Genomic DNA, 21,403 nt, shown 5'->3' on the forward strand with positions numbered 1-21,403 from the left:
TGTCTTTTACGCTATAAAACGCCCTGTTCACGAGCAATAGCGACAGCCGAAGTCCGCGAACGAACACCCAACTTGTCATAAATATGCACAAGGTGGCTCTTCACCGTTGCCTCAGAAAGCAACAGAACACGCCCAATATCCCGATTGGAAGAGCCCCCAGCAACCAATTTCAATACCTCCAACTCGCGCGGGGTCAGTGAGGTGCGAGGAGTCCGCACACGAGTCATAAGCCGGTTGGCTACCGTGGGGGACAGCGTGGAGTCCCCTTCTGCCGCAGAGCGAACAGCAGCAAGCAATTCTTCCGGCGGAGCATCCTTGAGTAGATATCCAAGCGCCCCTGCTTCAATAGCCCCCAAGATATCTGCGTCGGTGTCATAGTTGGTCACAACCAACACATGAGGTGATTTTTCCATGGTGCGCTTTATTTCAGCGGTAGCATCGGCACCATTGGTCAACCGTGTGCCTTCCACTCCTGGCCCAAAACGTAGGTCCATGAGGATCACATCGATTCCACCTGCTTGGGCTGCTGCTATAGCGCCTTCTGCGGTGGCTACCTCCCCGATAACCTCGATATCGTCCGCGCTTTCCAGGACTGCGCGCAGGCCAAGTCGAACGATCTCGTGGTCGTCGGCAAGCAAAACTCGAATCATGTGATGATCACGCCTTTCTTTTTCCTGCTACGCCACGCGCTGGCGGGGCAGACACACAACTAACTTAGCCCACCCTTGTAACTAATTCTATATCGTGTCACCTGCCGCTTTACCCCATCCATAAGCAAGGCCACATTATGACTCTGTGCGTATGGGAAGCGCCACCGATACAGCAGTTCCATCGCCCGGCGCAGATTCCACCTCCAGCGTTCCTCCTTGTTCCTCTGCGCGCTGTCTCATCGCATTAATCCCAATGTGTCCTAAACCTGCCGGACGATTAGCCACCTGTTCAGGGTCAAATCCTTGCCCGTTGTCCACAACATCCAGACGTACTTCATCATCCGCATATGTGAGCGTTACTTGGCATCTCTCCGCCTGCGAATGCTTTGCGACGTTACCCAGCGCCCCCTGACCAATACGCAGCAATGCGGCCTCTGTTCGCATGGGCAGCTGTCGCTCTACCCCCTCGACCAAGATAGAAATCTCTGGCGAAACAATCTGTTCTGCAACACGATGCAAAGCCCCCTCCAACGAGGTCTTACTCAACGCCGCTGGCTGCAATGCAGCGATCATCGCGCGTGCCTCACTCAGATTATCTGCCGCAGTAGTGCGGGCCAGCTCCATCCGTTTTAGAGGAACAGCTTGTTCTTCTTCACTCATGCTGGAGTTTTTAATATCTTGTTCTGATACCCGGAGCAACATCTGGATACTCGATAATCCTTGTGCCAACGTATCGTGAATTTCATGGGCAATGCGCTGCCGCTCGGCTGCTACTCCTGCTGCTCGTTCGGTCTCTGCCAATTGCGAACGCGTAGAAATAAGCTCCTGTATCAATAAATCGCGTTCCCGCGCACCTTTCCAGATTGCCTCAAAGGCAAAGTGAATTGCGATCACCACAAGAGCAGACACAAGCGGCCCCATGACTGCGCCTAAAGTTAGATCAGGCATCTGGCTAAAGATCGCTATGATGGTTGCGCCTACAACCGCGATGATCCCTCGTATGTCTGGCAATACGCGTAAATACAAGAAAAACAGTGGGAACACCATGTACACGGACACCGGAACAATGGGAAGCATGAGCACCCACACCAGAGTCAACGCTCCAAGGAAAAGTAAGATCTGCCATAGCCTGGTGTATTGACCAAGCACGATGAGCGAGTAGATAAGAGCAAAAAAGGCGCTAAGTACTACCGCGATCATCGCTGACCGGGTATCTAATCTCACAACCCCGCCCACGGAAACGATCAACAAAACCATGGTCAAAATGTTCATGGCACGGTAATAAAGCGCCGCACCAGGTTGTCCCACGTGATCTTCTAGATGAACGTCCATGAGATCTCCGCCTGTGACGTCGAAAAGCCCCGATAGTGTGTCCCCTGCAAAATTTTCATCGCCATGCTGCCCTCTCTCGCGGGGGAAACGTACACTATTAGGGTCTTGAGGATCTAGGCTTAGTCGCATGAGACGTACCTTACTGCCTATAGCTCTTATTGCAGTGACACTGACGGCAGCTGGATGTGGAAGCAACACAACTTCGTCATCTAGCGCCGCTTCCACCGCCGCAACCGGGGGCGCTAACGAGGCTCCCCTTCCCGATTCGGGACTCCCCGCAGAAGCCCTCCCGGAAGTCCCCGAGGGGAAAAATGGTTGGACAGAATGCCCTTATCTCGACTCAAACTGGGTTGCAGACACCAACGGGCAGCGCATGGTCGGCCAAGGCATAGATTCTCGCTTTGACACCCCTGCCTGTGTTTTCTGGTCTTATCCGGAAGACCCCCAGGCCACTGTGATGGTACGGCACATGGCCACGGAACAAGACGCCATCAAGGTCGTCGACTGGGCCGCCCCTATTGACACCACCGAGCCTGCCGAAGAACCTGCAGGTTGGTCAGGCGGGCGCATCGGCAACGAGAAGGGCGCCACCTACGCGGTACAAAAGGGCAACGTAGCGGTAGTGGTTTTTAGTAATCAGCCGCAATCACTCAAAGCAGAGCTGATTGCTAAAGAGACCATCTCCCGGTTGGCGCTATAAGAGCATCATCAGAGAAGAAAAGAGGCTACCGGTTAGCTCGGTAGCCTCTCGCGCTATTCTGCATGCAACTCACATGCTTAGACTGCCACGTCGTTATAGGGCATAAGAGTAGATACCCAGGGGAACACAACCTCCATGAGGAGGAAGAAAACCGCTACTGCAACAACGAGGGCAAGAAGAACTTTTATCGGCCAAGGCCCCGGTAAACAGCGCCACAATAATCCATACATTTACTTTTCCTCCAATGCGGCGGGTTTCTCCCCTGAGCCATTCTTAGGGATCGTCTCAGTAAGCATTGCATGGACGATCATACGTTCTGCGTTAGAGAACTGCGGATGACATGTGGTCATCGTCATCACGCTCTCCATGTCTTCTCCAGCTGTGGTGATATCTGTTCCAGGAAGGGAACTAATCGTATTCACGTCGCCAGGGGTGGTGATGTATCGACCGCTAATGTTCGAATAGTCGCCGTGAGCAACACGCTCGATCTGTTCTGGCGTTAGGCAGCGCTCGGCCTCAGCACGACGCTGTTCTCCAAAGGAATCGATGGGGAGAACCCGATACACATTCCATGCGTTTTGGGTTTCCACCACGACTGCATCGCAAGTGCGTAAGTTGCCCAAATCATTAAAGGGAGCGCCTTTACCCACCCGGTGGCCCGCGACAGCAAAGTTGCCTTTTTCTCCCGGCAACTGAGTGTCTTGATAATGTCCAGGACCTGCCTCTAGATCTGTGTCCGATGTTCCCTCAACGATCGCAAACTGAAAGTCGGATCCAAAGGCCGGTATGTACATTCGAGCAAAAGCTGCACCAAGCTCAGGGGTAATCTTCTTGCGCGGGTTCACTCGCTCGTTGTCCCACTGGTTTTGTAGCTGGTTATTAGCCTCATTCTGAGCCTTCCCAGATGCAATATTGGTCCAATAAGACTCGTAGAATGCAAAGAGGAAGAAAAGGATGCCAGCGGTCAACAGGACCTCACCCAAGATTTGGGTAAAGGTCACGCGTGGGCGCTTCTTATGGCTTCCGGTTTTCGACTCAGACGCGCTGTGTCGACCGACTCCATGTCTGTGTTTCGGCTCTCCCCCAGAGGGAGCACCTGGGGCTGTAGAACTGGTCATTGCTTCCTTAACTTCTGTAATCCAGGTAGGTAGAAGTAGTGTAGCCCGCTTTTTCACGTCGTCCACTACTACGCGTACTCTTTTTATTGTTCTTTTATTACGCTGAACTTGTGACCAGAGCTGCCGCACCGGTGTATTCATAGCTCGTCGATGCGCATATGCGCACGCAGGTTGGAATGGAGACAGTACCGCTCGTGATAGAGATATTTATCTACCCAGTGTCTGGGGTGATGAAGCTTTGGCACCTCTTCTTGGCCAACATGCTCGGTATGCCAGCTTCGCTTGCATGGGCTTTATCCCTGTTTGCCCTCGTTATTACGGTACGCGGCATCGTAGCACCGTTTACGTGGATGCAACTCAAATCCGGTCGCGCAAGTATTCTCATGCGCCCTAAGCTCAAGCGGTTGCAAGAAGAATACGAGGAAAAGACTGATAAGGAATCAATCCTTGAGTATCAGCAGAAGCAAAAGGATCTGCGCAAAGAGTACGGCTACAGCGTACAAGCTGGTTGTGTCCCTGCTCTGATCCAGATTCCGGTCTTCCTCGGCCTTTATCAAGTGTTGCTGCGCATGGCACGGCCTGTTGAGGGGTTGGACGCAAACGAACACGCTCCTATTGGGTTGCTCTCGTCGGATGACGTCAGCGCTTTCCTCAATTCCCGAGTCTCCGACGTGCCGCTTCCAGCGTATAACGCTATGTCTCCCGAGCAGCTCGCTCGACTTAACACCACATACGATGCCGTCCATGCTTTTGTGACCCCGCTCATCATCGCGGCGTGCGTTTTTACCGTGATCAACCTGATCATTTCTGTAGTACGCAATAACTATGCGGTGGATCATGACTCGGGCCTGGCAGTACAACTCAACCGCTTTTTGATCATCATGATCTTTTTCACCCCGCTGACGCTGATCGGCTTGGGTCTAAGATCTCCTATTCCCGCAGCTATTTGCATGTATTGGGTGGCTAACAACCTGTGGACGTTGATACAAAATGCACTGATGTACCTTGTACTTCGCATCAAGTATCCGTTCGACGAGGAGCACCAAGCCTTTCAAGCCCATCGACGCCACCAGCGTCGCCAACGCGTCCAGGAGAAAAAAGCTCGCACCCGCGCTTTACGACGCAAGCGTCTTGCCGCGATCATCATGCCCTGGCATTTCTCCCGCTATCGAGCAGAGATAGCGGAGATCAAAGAGGAGCGTCGTAAAGCTAAAGCAGAAGAAAAAGCCCGCAAAAAAGCCCTCGCCCAAGAACGGAAAGCAGCTCGCGATGAGATAGACAAGGAGCGAGCTGAGGAGCGAAAGCAAGCAGCAGAGAAAAAGCGCGCTGAACGGGCTGCCGCACGCGCCAAGAAATCAGCTGAAAAATCTGCTGAGGAAACTACCTAGATCGAGTAATCGGCGGGGGGCGCGGACAAAAGCTGTACGGCTAACTCTCGGGCGGTTTTGAGTGATTCCAGCGAATGATTCAGTCGCCCGCCTGCGAGACCTCCGTCAAGGAAGATCATCAGCTGCTGCGCCTGGGTGGTTCCGGGATAACCGTTCTTCTCTGTCAGTAGGTCGGTGAGGGTTGTCAGACACCAGTCGCGATGCTCTTTTACCGCTAATACAATGCCCTTTTCCATATCCGTTTCTGGGCGAGGGTACTCATTAGCAGCGTTTTGGAAGTGAGATCCCCTGTAATGCTTCTGAGGTTCTTCTTCAATGCATTGGTCAAAAAAAGCCAGAATTTTATCTTCGGGCTGCACCATATTTTTTGTGCGCTCGTAATAAGATGCACGCCACTGCTCATCAAGGTTTTCTATATAAGCGATGACCAGGGCATCTTTGGAGCCGAAAAGTGAGTACAGACTGGCTTTTGCTACATCCGCTTCCCTCAGGATTCTATCGATACCGATGACACGAATGCCCTCGGTAGTAAAAAGGCGTGTAGCGCTTTCTAGGAGGCGTTGTCTTGGACTCGGACGGTTACGACGCCGCCCCGCAGTTTTCGCACTCTTCGCCTCGGCCAAAAGAGCCACTTCCTTCCTATGGGAGCTAGTAACAACGAATGTAAAGGGTACTACGTGCAACTACTGTCAGCCCATTCCAGTAGACATGCACAGACTAGTCTACTCACTTCGTTCAGGGAAACTGACCCCATAGGTAGCCAGCTATAATTTCTCCCCTCTGTTATGGCACGATACGATCCATGACTATTTCAGATCCCTTCAACTCTGGACAGGGCGCAGCCGATGATTCCGCTGCGTCCGTCACTACCTCAGACTCTTCTAAACCGGCGCGCTTCATCGCCGTGCAACGTAGTTATTATCCGTTGCTGCTCACGTTATTCGTGGCTATCTTCCTCATCTCTAATATCAACGCCACCAAAGGCGTAGCCCTCGGCCCTATCATCAGCGACGGCGCATTCTTCCTGTTCCCCGCCGCCTATGTCATCGGCGATGTCCTTTCCGAATGCTACGGTTTCCGCGCTACTCGACGCGCCATCTGGACCGGATTCATTGTCATGCTCGTGGCCGTGATCTCCTTCTATGTGGCGATCTGGCTACCCTCTGCAGACTTTTACACTGGACAAGAAGCCTTCGTTGCCACTCTAGGATTAGTGCCACGCATCGTCTTAGCTTCGCTTGCGGGTTACCTCGTTGGACAGCTTCTCAACTCATACGTACTCGTGGCTATCAAAAAGCGCACTGGAGAACGTTCTCTGTGGGTCCGGCTCATAGGTTCAACCATCGTCGGAGAATTCGGCGATACGCTCATTTTCTGTATCATCGCGGCCCCGGTCATTGGCATCACTACTTTTGCTGACACCGCAAACTACACTCTCGTCGGATTCTTCTGGAAAACAGCAGTGGAAATCCTTGTTCTTCCCATCACCTATGCGGCTATCGCTTGGGTAAAAAAGAAAGAAAACTACTAATTTCATAGAAAGAAGGGCGGACGAGGAATCTCGTCCGCCCTTCTTTCTATGACTCGCTACTTGCGAACCATCTGAACAATACTGAGCAAAATCACCGCGCCGAGCAAGCAGGTAAGGAAGCTAAAGATAAGGCCGCCACCAGCAACATCTACGCCAAAGAGTTTCAGGAGCCAGCCACCCAAAAGGCCGCCGACAACACCGACGAGAATATTGAGGCCAATACCTTGCTGAGCATCAGTGCCTTTGATCTTGGAGGCAATCCAGCCAGCAAGACCACCAATAATGATCCAACCGATAATTCCTAGACCTAGCATGTTGACTCCTTAAATGATGTCTATTCGAGCTCCGTCTTCGGACCCTACGTCCTGAAAGTCCAACGCTCACTTGCTATCTCCTACGCTAGGCCGAAAACTACGTGTGCGTGGCTCTCCCCTCTCCAAAAGCCTTGCGCACACCCATAGTTTGCCGATTTGTAACCCAAAGACTGCCACACCGATCCGCATATATTCATTAAAAATAACAATTGAACAAAGAATAACTAATCTGTGGAGTTTTCCAGGGTTTTTCGCTGATTAGCCTCAACGAAGGTCGTTTTTCGGTGAACCAGAACACAAAAAGCCAGCCTTCCTCATTGAAGAAGGCTGGCTATGCACGTGAGAACCTATTTAGGTGTTATCAGTCGGGCGTACTACCACCATCGGGCACGGAGCCGACTGGAGGAGTGCACGAGAAGTGGATCCCAACAACATACCGCGGAAGCCACCGCGTCCGTGAGAACCAACGACCAACAACTGTGCATCCTTCGCAGAATCTTCCAATGCACGAATCGGACGGTCCCTAGTAATCACCATGTCTACGTCTACGTCTGGGAAGCGCTCCAACAACGGCTGAATGCGATCGTGGAGAAGCTGTGTCTGTTCATCCTCAATCACATTCCATTCCTGCTGTGCTGCCGCCAAACCTGCCAGGGAAGCCTGAACCTGCATGTCCATCCACGTGTGGATAGCCACTAGCTTTGCACCACGAGCCTGAGCCTCTTCAAAAGCGAACTCTGTTGCCCGCTGAGAAACTTCCAAGCCATCCACGCCGACCACGACGGGGCCGTACTTGTTAGTGTCAGTTACCTGGTTGTCCTCACGAACCACCACTACTGGGCACTTGGCGTGGCTCACCACAGCGGCAGAAACGGATCCCATAACCATGCCAGACAGGCCTCCCAAACCACGAGATCCCATCACGATCATGGTGACATCACTAGACATCTCCAGGAGCATGTCGATGGGGCTTCCCTCTGCAATGGTGTAGCCAATCTTGATGTCCGGTGCCACCTCGTGCGCGATGGTTCGAGCGGCCTCGACGGTTTCCATGGTCTCCGTCTGGAGCTCGTCGAAAAGCTCCTGCGGCGGGACCATTCCCTCGGCGTAGAGGAACTGGGGCATGGTGTAGCTGGCGGCCAAGCGCAGTGGAACACCACGCTTGTTTGCGGTGTTTGCCGCCCAGCGAACCGCATTATTTGATGCTTCAGAGCCGTCAACTGCGACGACGACGATGTTCTCGGCAGTCATTTTCCTGAGCCTTTCTTCACGGGGCGACACGGAATCTCCGCATCCACTGTGGCCTCACAACCAAGGCCGATTCAACCACCATAGGTGGCCAATCACACTTTCCATGTTAGCGCTCGACGGCGCCACATACTACTGGTTGTAACCAGTCTGAGGGTAGCTGCGGACTAATCCAATAGAAAACGGCACTCACTAGCGATTGGTCGCTATGGAATAACTACTTCGCTTCAGGAAGCGTCGCTGCCGGGGCGTTCGCAGGGTAGAAGAAAGAATAGATCGCCTGAAGAATATTCGCAATAACTCGGCCAATACCTTGGCTAAAGAAGTCCATGACCGGAAGCAAGATAGCATTAATGTCCATGGAAGATAGGGTAGTACACGTTCCCCGTGGCCAAGCACCTTTACCGGTAAAAGATGGCCTCAACCCCACCAGAGTGAGGGTACCCGAAGAATGCGCTGGGATGAGTGCCTACGAGTTTGCATGGGACCTTATAGCGTCGCAACGCCGCCGGCATCCCGATGACACTCCTGAGGCACTCCTTACGCGCTTTCGACAGGATCAGGTAATCATCGGTCCTAGGTTCCGCATCGCCAGCCCAGATACGCCACTCAAAGCCAACGAGGATATCTGGTTCTATCGCACCCCCGCCCCGGAAACGCCGGTGCCCTACAGCTGCGAAACCCTCTACGAGGACGACAACCTCCTTGTGGTGAATAAACCCCCCTTCCTGGCCACCATGCCGCGGGGGAAGCACATCACGCAAACCGCCACCGTGCAGATGCGTCGCGCCACTGGCAACGGCGAGCTCTCGCCCGCGCACCGTCTCGACCGGCTCACCTCTGGCATTTTGGTTTTCACTAAAAATCGTAAAGTTCGCGGCGCCTATCAAAGTCTCTTTGCCGAGCGAAAAGTAACCAAAACCTACCACGCAATCGCACGTTTCAGAGATGATCTAACCGGCAACACCCTCTGGCGCGACCACATGATAAAAACACCAGGCGACATACAAGGGCACATCGTCCCAGGCCCCCCAAACGCCGAGACTTTGCTTGTCGACGTCACCGAGCTCAGCGCACAAGAAACAGCACAGTTACAACAGCTTCACGACGTCACCATGCCCCTGGCACGCTACACGCTTCAACCACACACAGGACGCACCCATCAGCTACGGCTCCACATGTGGGCAGCTGGTGTTCCCATCCTCGGTGACCCTGCCTACCCCACTATCCTCCCAGAAGAGGAGGAAGACTTCCGTGTTCCTATGCACCTCACGGCTTATCAGTTAACCTTCTGCGACCCGATCAGTAATACCCCCCGGTGCTTTACTGTGGAATAACACCACCATAGTCCACCTCTTTGAGAGGGTGGTTTATGGGTGCACAAAAAGAAGGAGAGTCTAAGCACCACACCCACCCCACAGGGTAAGGCATCACACCTAGACTCTCCATAATCTTTTTTTGTTTGTATCAAATTTTTTGGTTGGCGGCGACCTACTCTCCCACACCCTCCCAGGTGCAGTACCATCAGCGCAATCGGGCTTAGCTTCCGGGTTCGGAAAGGGACCGGGCGTACCCCCGACGCTATAACCACCAACACATCCTATATAACACAACACACAACACGTGTCATGTCAGACACTGCACAGTGAACACAAGCAACAAAACTCTTCTTCTTTTTCAAACGCTCCAGGCACAACAATTATTTAACACACCACAAAAGGTGGTTGTTTATCGGTAAATTAGTACCAGTCACCTCCAAGTGTTACCACTCTTCCAGATCTGGCCTATCAACCCCCTCGTCTAGAGGGAACCTCAAAAGAAACCTCATCTTAAAACAGGCTTCCCGCTTAGATGCTTTCAGCGGTTATCCCTTCCGTACGTAGCCAACCAGCCCTGCCACGGGCGTGACAACTGGCACACTAGAGGTACGTCCGTCCCGGTCCTCTCGTACTAGGGACAGCCTTCTTCAAGTTTCAACGCGCACGGCGGATAGAGACCGAACTGTCTCACGACGTTCTAAACCCAGCTCGCGTGCCGCTTTAATGGGCGAACAGCCCAACCCTTGGGACCTACTCCAGCCCCAGGATGCGACGAGCCGACATCGAGGTGCCAAACCATCCCGTCGATATGGACTCTTGGGGAAGATCAGCCTGTTATCCCCGGGGTACCTTTTATCCGTTGAGCGACACCACTTCCACAAGTAGGTGCCGGATCACTAGTCCCGACTTTCGTCCCTGCTCGACCTGTCAGTCTCACAGTCAAGCTCCCTTGTGCACTTACACTCACCACCTGATTGCCAACCAGGCTGAGGGAACCTTTGGGCGCCTCCGTTACATTTTAGGAGGCAACCGCCCCAGTTAAACTACCCACCAGGCACTGTCCCCAACCCAGATCATGGGCCAAGGTTAAGGTGCTCAATCCGATCAGAGTGGTATTTCAACTTGCGACTCCACCACACCTAGCGGCGCAGTATCACAGTCTCCCACCTATCCTACACAAACCGAACCAAACACCAATACCAAGCTATAGTGAAGGTCCCGGGGTCTTTTCGTCCTGCCGCGCGTAACGAGCATCTTTACTCGTACTGCAATTTCACCGGGCCTGTGGTTGAGACAGCAGGGAAGTCGTTACGCCATTCGTGCAGGTCGGAACTTACCCGACAAGGAATTTCGCTACCTTAGGATGGTTATAGTTACCACCGCCGTTTACTGGGGCTTAAATTCTCCGCTTCGACCCCCAAAAGAGATCTAACAGGTCCTCTTAACCTTCCAGCACCGGGCAGGCGTCAGTCCGTATACATCAACTTCCACGTTTTCGCACGGACCTGTGTTTTTAATAAACAGTCGCTTCCCTCTATTCTCTGCGACCACCATCAGCTCCATCAGTCTGTCACCAACAATGGTCCCCCTTCTCCCGAAGTTACGGGGGCATTTTGCCGAGTTCCTTAACCACAGTTCACCCGATCGCCTTAGTATTCTCTACCTGACTACCTGTGTCGGTTTAGGGTACGGGCCATAATGACACTCGCTAGAGGCTTTTCTCGACAGTACAGGATCACCAACATCAACCAAAAAGGTCTACGCATCACGCCTCACCCTTATATGCAGCACGGATTTACCTATGCCACGGGCCACACGCTTACACCACAATCCAATAAGTGGCTCGGCTACCTCACTGCGTCACCCCATCACTTGGCTACTACCAACGAAGGTCCCACGCACAACCACACACACCCACACAAAGTATGAACACATGCAATTAATGGGCGGTTAGTACCACTGATTCACCACTTGTCGCATCACCACGGGTACCAGAATATCAACTGGTTATCCATCGACTACGCCTGTCGGCCTCGCCTTAGGTCCCGACTCACCCTGGGAAGATTAGCTTAACCCAGGAACCCTTAGTCATCCGGCGGAAAAGTTTTCCACTTTTCATTCGTTACTCATGCCTGCATTCTCACTCGCACACACTCCACACCCGGTCACCCAAATGCTTCACCACATGCACGACGCTCCCCTACCCAACCAACAAAAATGTTGACTGCCGCGGCTTCGGCGGTGTACTTGAGCCCCACTACATTGTCGGCGCAGAACCACTCGACCAGTGAGCTATTACGCACTCTTTCAAGGATGGCTGCTTCTAAGCCAACCTCCTGGCTGTCTTCGCGATCCCACATCCTTTTCCACTTAGTACACGCTTAGGGGCCTTAACCGGCGATCTGGGCTGTTTCCCTCTCGACCAACGGAGCTTATCCCCCGCAGTCTCACTGCCACGCTATAACATTACCGGCATTCGGAGTTTGGCTGACATTGCTAAGATTGTAGTCCCGCTCAACCAACCAGTAGCTCTACCTCCAGCAAGAAACACGCAACGCTGCACCTAAATGCATTTCGGGGAGAACCAGCTATCACGGAGTTTGATTGGCCTTTCACCCCTACCCACAGCTCATCCCCTCAGTTTTCAACCTAAGTGGGTTCGCGCCTCCACAAAGTCTTACCTCTGCTTCACACTGGCCATGGGTAGATCACCCCGCTTCGGGTCCAGGACATGCCACTAACAACACCCTCGTTAGGATTCGCTTTCGCTACGGCTACCCACCAAAAGGTTAACCTCGCGACATGCCGCTGACTCGCAGGCTCATTCTTCAAAAGGCACGCCATCACCCCACAAGGAGGCTCTGACGGATTGTAAGCACACGGTTTCAGGTACTATTTCACTCCCCTCCCGGGGTACTTTTCACCATTCCCTCACGGTACTAATCCGCTATCGGTCATTACAAGTATTTAGGCTTACCGGGTGGTCCCGGCAGATTCACAGCAGATTCCACGAGCCCGCTGCTACTCGGGGACATGCACAACCAGCGCACACATGCTTTCACGTACAGGACTCTCACCTTCTACGGCAGGCGTTCCCACACCACTTCCGCTAACACATGCACAAACCAGCAAAAAGATGGCAGCCTTTTTCACGCACACACCCCACAACACCACACACGCAACCCCTGCCAGGTATCACACGCACATGGTTTAGCCTCATCCACGTTCGTTCGCCACTACTAACGGAATCACAATTGTTTTCTTCTCCTACGGGTACTGAGATGTTTCACTTCCCCGCGTAAACCCCCACAACAGCTATGAATTCACTGAAGGGTAACCACACATAACTGTGGCCAGGTTTCCCCATTCGGACACCCTCGGATCAACGCTCTATTGGCAACTCCCCGAGGCCTATCGCGGCCTTACACGTCCTTCATCGGCTCATAATGCCAAGGCATCCACCGTGTGCCCTTAAAAAACAACACACACACAATATGCAAACAAAAAATACCAAGAACTAAAAAGAATAAAGATTATTACTCGCGTCCACTATACAGTTCTCACACAACACAACCACCCCACACCAACAACAACCCACAAAGGCCATCACCAGCACAAAAGCAGCCACAAGAATCAACACAACAGTGCATCATCCCAGACACCCAACAGCATGCCAACACAACAAACAAACAATCCTACAACCAACACAACACAACAACACACCATCACACAACCATGCACAGCCACCATCTGATTAGCAGCACACAATCACACACAACTTTGCTCCACCCGGATTTACAAATAAACAACAACAAACACCAACCAGTGAATGCTGGAAAAATAAAACTCCTTAGAAAGGAGGTGATCCAGCCGCACCTTCCGGTACGGCTACCTTGTTACGACTTCGTCCCAATCGCCGATCCCACCTTCGACCACTCCCCCCAGAAAACTGGTTGGGCCATGGGCTTCGGGTGTTACCAACTTTCATGACGTGACGGGCGGTGTGTACAAGGCCCGGGAACGTATTCACCGCAGCGTTGCTGATCTGCGATTACTAGCGACTCCGACTTCATGGGGTCGAGTTGCAGACCCCAATCCGAACTGAGGCCGGCTTTCAGCGATTCGCTCACCCTCACAGGCTCGCAACGCGTTGTACCGACCATTGTAGCATGTGTGAAGCCCTGGACATAAGGGGCATGATGATTTGACGTCATCCCCACCTTCCTCCGAGTTAACCCCGGCAGTCTCTCATGAGTCCCCACCATAACGTGCTGGCAACATAAGACAAGGGTTGCGCTCGTTGCGGGACTTAACCCAACATCTCACGACACGAGCTGACGACAACCATGCACCACCTGTATACAAACCACAAGGGAAAACGTATCTCTACGCCGATCTTGTATATGTCAAGCCCAGGTAAGGTTCTTCGCGTTGCATCGAATTAATCCACATGCTCCGCCGCTTGTGCGGGCCCCCGTCAATTCCTTTGAGTTTTAGCCTTGCGGCCGTACTCCCCAGGCGGGGCGCTTAATGCGTTAGCTACGGCACGAAAGTCGTGGAAGACCCTCACACCTAGCGCCCACCGTTTACGGCATGGACTACCAGGGTATCTAATCCTGTTCGCTCCCCATGCTTTCGCTCCTCAGCGTCAGTTACTGCCCAGAGACCTGCCTTCGCCATCGGTGTTCCTCCTGATATCTGCGCATTCCACCGCTACACCAGGAATTCCAGTCTCCCCTACAGCACTCAAGTTATGCCCGTATCGCCTGCACGCCCGGAGTTAAGCCCCGGAATTTCACAGACGACGCGACAAACCACCTACGAGCTCTTTACGCCCAGTAATTCCGGACAACGCTCGCACCCTACGTATTACCGCGGCTGCTGGCACGTAGTTAGCCGGTGCTTCTTATACAGGTACCGTCACAAAAGCTTCGTCCCTGTCGAAAGAGGTTTACAACCCGAAGGCCGTCATCCCTCACGCGGCGTCGCTGCATCAGGCTTGCGCCCATTGTGCAATATTCCCCACTGCTGCCTCCCGTAGGAGTCTGGGCCGTATCTCAGTCCCAATGTGGCCGTCCACCCTCTCAGGCCGGCTACCCGTCGACGCCTTGGTAGGCCATTACCCCACCAACAAGCTGATAGGCCGCGGGCTCATCTCGTACCGAAAAAACTTTCCACCACACACACTAAAGTGTGGTCCTATCCAGTATTAGACCCAGTTTCCCAGGCTTATCCCAGAGTACGAGGCAGATCACCCACGTGTTACTCACCCGTTCGCCACTCGAGTACCCCCGAAGGGGCCTTTCCGTTCGACTTGCATGTGTTAAGCACGCCGCCAGCGTTCGTCCTGAGCCAGGATCAAACTCTCCACAAAAAATCAGTCAAAAAAGACCAACCAGGCTTCGTGAAAAGCCCAACCAAAACTGGCAAAAAAACAAACAACCAACAAAAAATAATCCTATTGATCATTCATCAAAAAAATAATGAAAAAAGTAAAGCAAAAAACAGTGATCATCGATGCCTTGACGAGACAACACAACAACCACCCAACACCCACACACACAACATGCGTGTGAATATTGTTTGTTCACATGGAATCCCACACCACAACCCACACAAGAGTCATGGACATGAAACACACACCATGTTTCGCATAAACAACTTATTTCCTCGGCACAACATTTTTACAAGCAAGCCACACTTGCCGGCCAAAACTGTGTATACCGTGATCATCACATAAAACATCATGCAACAACGCATCATTGTTTAACTACAAAACGTAGCTATCACCATGTCAACCATAAAATAAATTTATAAGTACATTGGCACACTATTGAGTTCTCAAACAACACACCCACACCCCACACACCAACGATATTGGCGTGTACTGAATGTAAGAATACTTTTTGTTTATCGCCTGCTTGTTTTCCTCTCGCCTTACACTCACTGATTCACAACCACCTTCGTGGTGTTTGCCTCTGTGAGGGGCGCTGTCGGTCGCGGCGACTCACATAAAGTTACACACCACGTGCGGAACACACAACTTGCCAGGTCAGAACATGTTTTTTTAGACAAAGAGTTAACTACTTAATCCGAGAAAGCGTTCCACCGCACCTTGTTGCGGCTCCGCACAACGCATCCATTTATCCACGGCAGTGATTCTCTAATGCGTTCCGCAATGCTTGAGCGTCTTTCTTGAGAACACGCCCGAGCCGCTCAAGAGACTCAAGGGCATAAACCAGCGTTGACAACACATCGAATACGGGGGGACGATTTCTAACTCCTTTGGTTTCGTCTCTGCGCTCATAAGAAAATAGAAACCATGGCTACTTTCGATGAGGTCCTCGATCAACTGCGCGACAATCAACCACAAGGCAAGTATGGAATTGCCTTTGAGAAGTTGATGGTTAATTTCTTCAGGACTGACCCCACCCTGGCGAATGAGTTTGATGAGGTTCATCGTTGGGTTGACTGGAAATGCAACGGTGGAAAAGCAGACACCGGCATTGACCTTGTCGCGCGCCGCAAAGAGGACTCTCGTTGGGTAGCGATCCAAGCAAAGTTTTATCTCCCAACAACAAGTATCCAGAAGCGGAACCTAGATTCTTTCTTTGAAGCCTCTGGCCATTCTTTTGAGACTGAGAACGGTAAAGAACATTTCGCCCACCGCATTGTCATCTCCACAACGGACAAGTGGGGTAAGAATGCAGAAGAAGCATTAGAGAACCAGCAAATTCCTGCAAGTCGTATTGGCCATTCCGACATTGCACGCTCCCCTATCAACTGGGAGATAGTGTTCCCAGGATCTGAAATTAACGTGCATCTGACTCGTCGAGAAGCGTTCGCGCCGCGCAAGCACCAGCAGCAAGCTATCGACAAAGTCATTAAAGGCTTTGAGACGCACGATCGCGGCAAACTCATCATGGCATGCGGTACGGGTAAGACGTTCACCTCGCTGCGACTAGCCGAACAGATCGCAACCAACAATGGCGGCAAAGCTCGCGTACTTTTCCTCGTCCCATCGATCGCTTTGTTGTCGCAGACCCTGCGCGAGTGGACTGCCCAGACAACAATGGACCTCAAGACTTTTGCAGTGTGCTCGGATAGCAAAGCTGGCAAGCAGGCCGAAGACATCGCAATCCATGATCTTGAGGTTCCCGTCTCCACCACGGGCGCCGATATCGCTGCGCGTTTCCAGCACGGCAAGCGCGCAGCAGGGCTGAATGTAGTGTTCTCCACCTACCAGTCAATCCAGGCTGTCCACGAAGCTCAGCAAGCAGGACTGGAAGAATTCGACCTCGTTATCTGCGACGAAGCACACCGCACCACCGGCGTCACCTTGGCAAATCAAGACGCCTCCAACTTCGTACGTGTGCATGATGCTCACTACATCAAGGCCGCCAAGCGTTTGTACATGACTGCAACCCCACGTCTATACGACGACGCGACCAAGGGCAAAGCAAAAGATCACTCCGCAGAGGTCGTCTCCATGGACGATGAAGCAATCTACGGTCCAGAATTGCATCGTCTAGGATTCGGTGAAGCAGTCGACAAAGGCCTGCTCACTGACTACCGCGTCCTGGTCATGACCGTGGATGAAGACGTCGCTGCCGAAGCAATGGCACGCCACACCCAAGAAGGTATGAACCTCACAACCGCATCCGCAATGATCGGTGCTTGGAATGGCCTGGCCAAACACAGTGGCAAACTCCAAGGCAACAAGGGAGGCTTTGAGAAAAACGCAGCGCCAATGAAGCGCACTGTTGCGTTTGCAAAAGACATTAAAACCTCGAAGCTCATCTCGGAGTCCTTCCCAGCGCTCATCGCCAGTCATCAGGACACATTGCGCTCACACGCTGCCGTCAACGATGTCTCCCTACACAATGTTGATGTCGGCGTTGCTGCAGAGCACGTAGACGGCGGCATGAATGCCATGGTGCGAGGCAAAAAGATCTCGTGGCTGGAAGCTGATATCGACGATGATGAGACTCGTATCCTAACTAATGCCCGCTGCTTGTCTGAGGGCGTGGACGTTCCAGGCTTAGACGCTGTTATCTTTTTTAATCCACGAAACTCCATGGTGGATGTTGTCCAGTCCGTGGGGCGTGTGATGCGCAAGAAGGAAGGTAAGGACTACGGCTACATCATTTTGCCGGTTGCCGTTCCTCCTGGAAAATCTCCATCGGAAGCACTCAATGACAACACCCGCTTCAAGGTTGTGTGGCAGATTCTCAATGCGCTTCGCGCGCACGACGATCGTTTCAATGCAAAGGTCAATTCCATTGGCCTCAACGATGGGCAAGCACAGGAACTTCCCATCGATATTGATCACGTTGAGGCCCACAAGGAAAAGCTGGACAAGAAAGACACTGAAGCTTATAAGGCTGACTCTGAGGTCACTGAAGTCCTTACTCTGTTTTCCTTAGAACAGTGGCAGGAGGCAATGTACACCAAGCTTGTGGACAAAGTAGGCACCCGCACCTACTGGGAGGACTGGGCTGAGGATGTTGCTGTTATAGCGGAGAACCAGATCACCCGTATCAAAGCGATTCTTGATAACGCCGATAAAAAGATGTCTGCGGAATTCGAGGCGTTCGTCGAGGGGCTGCGCAACAACCTCAACAACGGCATCACCCCTGATGATGCGATCTCGATGCTGTCTCAGCACCTGATTACCGCACCGGTGTTTAACGCGCTGTTTGATAACTACAACTTCACCCAGCACAACCCTGTCGCCCAGGTCATGCAACGCATGGTCACAGCACTTGAGAAGTACAACCTTAACGACGAGGCTGAAGGCCTGGAGAAGTTCTACGAGTCTGTGCGCGTACGCGCGTCTGAGGTTGCCACTGCGTCCGGCAAGCAGCAAGTGATTAAGGATCTCTACGAACGTTTCTTCCGTAAAGCATTCAAAAAGCAGGCCGAGTCCCTGGGCATCGTCTACACTCCCGTCGAAATCGTGGACTTCATCTTGCGTGCCGCAAATGATATTTCTCTCAAGCACTTTGGTAAGGGGCTAACCAATGAGGGCGTGTGTATCCTCGACCCATTCGCAGGTACCTCCACGTTCATGGTTCGTTTACTGCAATCTGGCTTGATCAAGCCAGAAGACCTCGCACGCAAGTACGCGAACGAACTCTTTGCCACCGAGATCATGTTGCTGGCGTATTACGTTTCTGCCGTAAACATCGAGACCACATATAACGCGCTACGTGAAGAAGAAGCACTCCGTAATGGCCAAGAACCACCGGAGTATCAGCCTTTCATGGGCATTGCCTTAGCTGACACGTTCCAGATTCATGAAGACGGCGACATTCCCGACCTCGAGATCTTTGCTGACAATAATGCAACCATCGAGCGTCAAAAAGAAGCGCCGATCAACGTTATCGTCGGCAACCCTCCATACTCTGCCGGGCAATCTAGCGCCAATGACCTCAACGCGAACCTCAAGTACCCATCCTTGGACACGCGCATTGCAGAAACCTATGCTGCAAATTCCACTTCCACCAACAAGAACTCCCTTTACGACTCCTATCTCCGTGCCTTCCGTTGGGCTACTGATCGGATTGGACACCAAGGAGTCGTAGCTTTTGTCACAAACAATGGCTGGATCGATGGGAATACTGGCGCCGGCGTACGTTTATCGATGGCTGAGGACTTTACCGACGTCTACGTGATTAACCTGCGAGGCAATTCCCGAACTTCAGGTGAAACTGCAAAGAAAGAAGGCGGAAACGTCTTTGACATTCGCGTTGGTGTCAGCGTGTTTGTTGGTGTGAAAGATCCAGCGCGTTCGCAGTTCACAATTCACTATTACAGCGCTGGAGACTACGAAACCAAAGGCGACAAACTAGCGTTTGCCAACACAGCACGACTTGAATCCCTTCCCTGGTCTCACATCGCTCCCAATGATGCAGGTGACTGGATTAATCAACGTAGCGAAGAATTCAGCGGCTGGTTGGCTATTGGTGAAAAGAAGAGCGACAGCGCCACATTTTTTAAAACTTTTTCTCGTGGCGTCGAAACCGGAAGAGACGCATGGGTCTATTCTTCTAGCCGTGAAACTTTGAAGGAATACGTCCAGGAAACCCTTAACTTTTTCAACTCAGCTATTTGCCAAATAAACCCAAAAGAAAAACCTAAAGATTTTCTGAAAAGAAATCCTCAGTTTGCCGACAAGGAAAAAATCAGTTGGACTTCAACCTTGGAACAACGTTTGTCAAAGCAAGAAAAGCTGGAGTTTGAAGAAGATAAGATCGTACAGTCTACATATCGCCCTTTCACAAAGATGAACTTATTCTACGAGAAAGGGCTAATCCACCGGGTCGGAAAGACTCCATCAATATTCCCGACACCGGTGCATAAGAATGTTGGCTTCGAAGTGATGGCGCCACGTGATGCTGCAGATTTTGCGGTTCTAGCGGTTGATAAGTTACCAGACCTTTCATATTTCACTTATACAGCTCAATACTTCCCTCGCTTCACCTGGGAGCCAGTCTCCACTGATGACGGTGGTTTGTTCGGCGCTGTGGACGTGGACAAGCAAGGCGAAACATCGATGTATGGGCAAGTTGGTGAAGTTGTTGACGGGTACGTACGCGTGGACAACATCACAGGCGAGATACGGAAGCTGTATCGAGATGCTCTGGGAGCTGACCTCACAAGCGATGACATTTTCCATTTTGTGTACGGCAAGCTACATGATCCCGCTTACCGATCCGCTTACGCGGCGGACTTGAAGAAAATGCTGCCTCATATCCAGACTCCAGCGTCACGCTCAGAGTTTGACAAGTTCGTGACAGCAGGCAAGAAACTCATGTCGCTGCACGTCGGATATGAAGATCTCGAGCCATACCCATTAGATATTCGCGTCAAAGGCGATGAACACGATCGTGAGACTTGGCGGGTGATCAAGCCTAAGTGGGCTAAGAAGAAAGATCCCGAAACCGGCAAGAGCGTCAACGATACAACCACCATGATCTACAACAGCAAGGTCACTATCGCCGGTATTCCTGAGGTTGCCGAGGAATACGTGCTGGGGTCACGCTCGGCGTTGGCGTGGATTATCGACCGTTACCAGGTGAAGAAAGATACCAATTCTGGCATTGTCAACGATCCAAACGATTGGGCCGATGAAGTGGGCAATCCTCGCTACATCGTCGATCTTATTGGCAAGGTGACAACCGTTGCGGTTGAGAGCATGAAGATCGTAAGCAAACTTTAATAACAGCGTCTTGATAAGTCATGCGTAGAGTCCTCGGCTTTCAGCCACTCGGTCGATCAAGTTGTGCAATTCAGCTCTGGGAATATCGAGTTTGACAGCCTCATCCACCAACGGGGCAAGAAAGGCCGCCGCAAATTCATCCCGCCTTCGCGCCCGGATAAGGTCGGCCGCTCCTTCCGTGACAAACATCCCCAGGCCGCGGCGCTTCTCCAGAACACCTTCTTCCACCAGAATCGTGAGCCCCTTGCGGGCAGTCGCGGGGTTAATGGAGTGAAACGCAGCAAGCTCGTTGGTGGATGGTGCACGCTCACCCGCAGCAAGAGAGCCATCCACAATCGAATCTTGAATGAGCACGGCTATCTGCTTAAACAACGGTGCCGTTGTCTCGTCCATCCAACCCCCTCCTCCCCAGTTAGTTGATTACCCATGTAACTAACCATAGAACGAACCACCGGCCGCCACAACCCATACACGTTTAAAAGCAACGACAGCGTAAAGCGACATCGAGCGAAAAAATCCCACACCACACTGCGATAACCTTGGCTTTTGCAAATTTGTATCGACTAATGAGGTCGGCAT

At 52.1% G+C, this 21,403-nt stretch carries 14 protein-coding genes and 3 rRNA genes; 5 read left to right on the plus strand and 12 right to left on the minus strand.

What is annotated here, in order from left to right; all coding sequences use genetic code 11:
• Positions 1 to 11: 11 nt before the first annotated feature.
• Together CKV68_RS06005 and CKV68_RS06010 are read right to left on the minus strand one after the other, a co-directional pair.
• Complete coding sequence (locus tag CKV68_RS06005; RefSeq protein ID WP_013242864.1) at positions 12 to 650, minus strand: response regulator; 639 nt, start codon at positions 648 to 650, stop codon at positions 12 to 14.
• A gap of 135 nt (positions 651 to 785) precedes the next feature.
• On the minus strand, positions 786 to 2,111 hold the full coding sequence (locus tag CKV68_RS06010; protein ID WP_014836928.1) for a sensor histidine kinase: 1,326 nt from the start codon (positions 2,109 to 2,111) through the stop codon (positions 786 to 788).
• On the opposite strand from CKV68_RS06010, the gene CKV68_RS06015 reads away from it, so the two are divergent.
• Positions 2,110 to 2,682 (plus strand): DUF2020 domain-containing protein, encoded by a 573-nt coding sequence (locus CKV68_RS06015; protein ID WP_013912584.1) that lies wholly within the window; start codon positions 2,110 to 2,112, stop codon positions 2,680 to 2,682. The genes CKV68_RS06010 and CKV68_RS06015 overlap by 2 nt on opposite strands.
• Before the next feature lie 77 nt (positions 2,683 to 2,759).
• Here the strand turns inward: CKV68_RS06015 and CKV68_RS11275 are convergent, their stop codons facing one another.
• On the minus strand, positions 2,760 to 2,912 hold the full coding sequence (locus CKV68_RS11275; protein WP_013912585.1) for a hypothetical protein: 153 nt from the start codon (positions 2,910 to 2,912) through the stop codon (positions 2,760 to 2,762).
• Entirely contained in the window at positions 2,913 to 3,800 is an 888-nt protein-coding gene (locus CKV68_RS06025; protein ID WP_013912586.1) for a class E sortase, read from the minus strand.
• Positions 3,801 to 3,976: 176 nt separating this feature from the next.
• Between CKV68_RS06025 and yidC the strand changes: the two genes are divergently transcribed.
• Complete coding sequence (gene yidC / locus CKV68_RS06030) at positions 3,977 to 5,188, plus strand: membrane protein insertase YidC (RefSeq protein WP_095076251.1); 1,212 nt, start codon at positions 3,977 to 3,979, stop codon at positions 5,186 to 5,188.
• Here yidC and CKV68_RS06035 read toward each other — a convergent pair.
• Positions 5,185 to 5,811, minus strand: a complete 627-nt coding sequence (locus tag CKV68_RS06035) for a TetR/AcrR family transcriptional regulator (RefSeq protein ID WP_095076252.1) — start codon at positions 5,809 to 5,811, stop codon at positions 5,185 to 5,187. The two genes, yidC and CKV68_RS06035, sit on opposite strands and share 4 nt — an antisense overlap.
• 179 nt (positions 5,812 to 5,990) lie before the next feature.
• On the opposite strand from CKV68_RS06035, the gene CKV68_RS06040 reads away from it, so the two are divergent.
• Positions 5,991 to 6,719, plus strand: a complete 729-nt coding sequence (locus tag CKV68_RS06040; protein ID WP_095075802.1) for a queuosine precursor transporter — start codon at positions 5,991 to 5,993, stop codon at positions 6,717 to 6,719.
• Between the two features lie 56 nt (positions 6,720 to 6,775).
• On the opposite strand, the gene CKV68_RS06045 is transcribed toward CKV68_RS06040, so the two are convergent.
• The 3 genes from CKV68_RS06045 to CKV68_RS11280 form a co-directional block, all read right to left on the minus strand.
• Complete coding sequence (locus CKV68_RS06045) at positions 6,776 to 7,033, minus strand: GlsB/YeaQ/YmgE family stress response membrane protein (protein WP_013912590.1); 258 nt, start codon at positions 7,031 to 7,033, stop codon at positions 6,776 to 6,778.
• A 351-nt stretch (positions 7,034 to 7,384) separates the two neighbouring features.
• Positions 7,385 to 8,284: a universal stress protein gene (locus CKV68_RS06050; RefSeq protein WP_095075803.1), complete on the minus strand. Its 900-nt coding sequence runs from the start codon at positions 8,282 to 8,284 to the stop codon at positions 7,385 to 7,387.
• A gap of 214 nt (positions 8,285 to 8,498) precedes the next feature.
• Positions 8,499 to 8,642 carry a hypothetical protein gene (locus CKV68_RS11280; protein WP_014836934.1) on the minus strand — a complete coding sequence of 48 codons (144 nt, stop codon included), beginning with the start codon at positions 8,640 to 8,642 and terminating at the stop codon, positions 8,499 to 8,501.
• Here CKV68_RS11280 and CKV68_RS06055 point away from each other — a divergent pair.
• Entirely contained in the window at positions 8,635 to 9,618 is a 984-nt protein-coding gene (locus CKV68_RS06055) for a pseudouridine synthase (protein WP_095075804.1), read from the plus strand. The genes CKV68_RS11280 and CKV68_RS06055 overlap by 8 nt on opposite strands.
• Positions 9,619 to 9,759: 141 nt before the next feature.
• Here the strand turns inward: CKV68_RS06055 and rrf are convergent.
• The 3 genes from rrf to CKV68_RS06070 form a co-directional block, all read right to left on the minus strand.
• Positions 9,760 to 9,876 (minus strand): 5S ribosomal RNA (gene rrf / locus CKV68_RS06060).
• Positions 9,877 to 9,999: 123 nt separating this feature from the next.
• Positions 10,000 to 13,085, minus strand: a 23S ribosomal RNA gene (locus tag CKV68_RS06065).
• Positions 13,086 to 13,454: 369 nt separating this feature from the next.
• Positions 13,455 to 14,974: ribosomal RNA gene (locus CKV68_RS06070) — 16S ribosomal RNA — on the minus strand.
• Together the 16S, 23S and 5S rRNA genes form the textbook arrangement of a ribosomal RNA operon.
• A gap of 948 nt (positions 14,975 to 15,922) precedes the next feature.
• Here CKV68_RS06070 and CKV68_RS06075 point away from each other — a divergent pair.
• On the plus strand, positions 15,923 to 20,824 hold the full coding sequence (locus tag CKV68_RS06075; protein ID WP_095075805.1) for a DEAD/DEAH box helicase: 4,902 nt from the start codon (positions 15,923 to 15,925) through the stop codon (positions 20,822 to 20,824).
• An 18-nt stretch (positions 20,825 to 20,842) separates the two neighbouring features.
• Here the strand turns inward: CKV68_RS06075 and CKV68_RS06080 are convergent, their stop codons facing one another.
• Entirely contained in the window at positions 20,843 to 21,217 is a 375-nt protein-coding gene (locus CKV68_RS06080; RefSeq protein WP_013912595.1) for a GntR family transcriptional regulator, read from the minus strand.
• Between the last annotated feature and the right edge of the window lie 186 nt (positions 21,218 to 21,403).

The organism is Corynebacterium ulcerans (assembly GCF_900187135.1).
Lineage (GTDB): Bacteria > Actinomycetota > Actinomycetes > Mycobacteriales > Mycobacteriaceae > Corynebacterium > Corynebacterium ulcerans.

Excerpts from the sequence above, each read along its gene's own strand:
- CKV68_RS06040 (WP_095075802.1), top strand. The coding sequence starts at position 5,991 with ATGACTATTTCAGATCCCTTCAACTCTGGACAGGGCGCAGCCGATGAT.
- CKV68_RS06055 (WP_095075804.1), top strand. The coding sequence starts at position 8,635 with ATGTCCATGGAAGATAGGGTAGTACACGTTCCCCGTGGCCAAGCACCT.
- CKV68_RS06075 (WP_095075805.1), top strand. The coding sequence starts at position 15,923 with ATGGCTACTTTCGATGAGGTCCTCGATCAACTGCGCGACAATCAACCA.
- CKV68_RS06045 (WP_013912590.1), bottom strand. The coding sequence starts at position 7,033 with ATGCTAGGTCTAGGAATTATCGGTTGGATCATTATTGGTGGTCTTGCT.
- CKV68_RS06010 (WP_014836928.1), bottom strand. The coding sequence starts at position 2,111 with ATGCGACTAAGCCTAGATCCTCAAGACCCTAATAGTGTACGTTTCCCC.
- CKV68_RS06015 (WP_013912584.1), top strand. The coding sequence starts at position 2,110 with ATGAGACGTACCTTACTGCCTATAGCTCTTATTGCAGTGACACTGACG.
- CKV68_RS06025 (WP_013912586.1), bottom strand. The coding sequence starts at position 3,800 with ATGACCAGTTCTACAGCCCCAGGTGCTCCCTCTGGGGGAGAGCCGAAA.
- CKV68_RS06080 (WP_013912595.1), bottom strand. The coding sequence starts at position 21,217 with ATGGACGAGACAACGGCACCGTTGTTTAAGCAGATAGCCGTGCTCATT.
- CKV68_RS06050 (WP_095075803.1), bottom strand. The coding sequence starts at position 8,284 with ATGACTGCCGAGAACATCGTCGTCGTCGCAGTTGACGGCTCTGAAGCA.
- CKV68_RS06005 (WP_013242864.1), bottom strand. The coding sequence starts at position 650 with ATGATTCGAGTTTTGCTTGCCGACGACCACGAGATCGTTCGACTTGGC.
- CKV68_RS11275 (WP_013912585.1), bottom strand. The coding sequence starts at position 2,912 with ATGTATGGATTATTGTGGCGCTGTTTACCGGGGCCTTGGCCGATAAAA.
- yidC (WP_095076251.1), top strand. The coding sequence starts at position 3,977 with ATGGAGACAGTACCGCTCGTGATAGAGATATTTATCTACCCAGTGTCT.
- CKV68_RS11280 (WP_014836934.1), bottom strand. The coding sequence starts at position 8,642 with ATGGACATTAATGCTATCTTGCTTCCGGTCATGGACTTCTTTAGCCAA.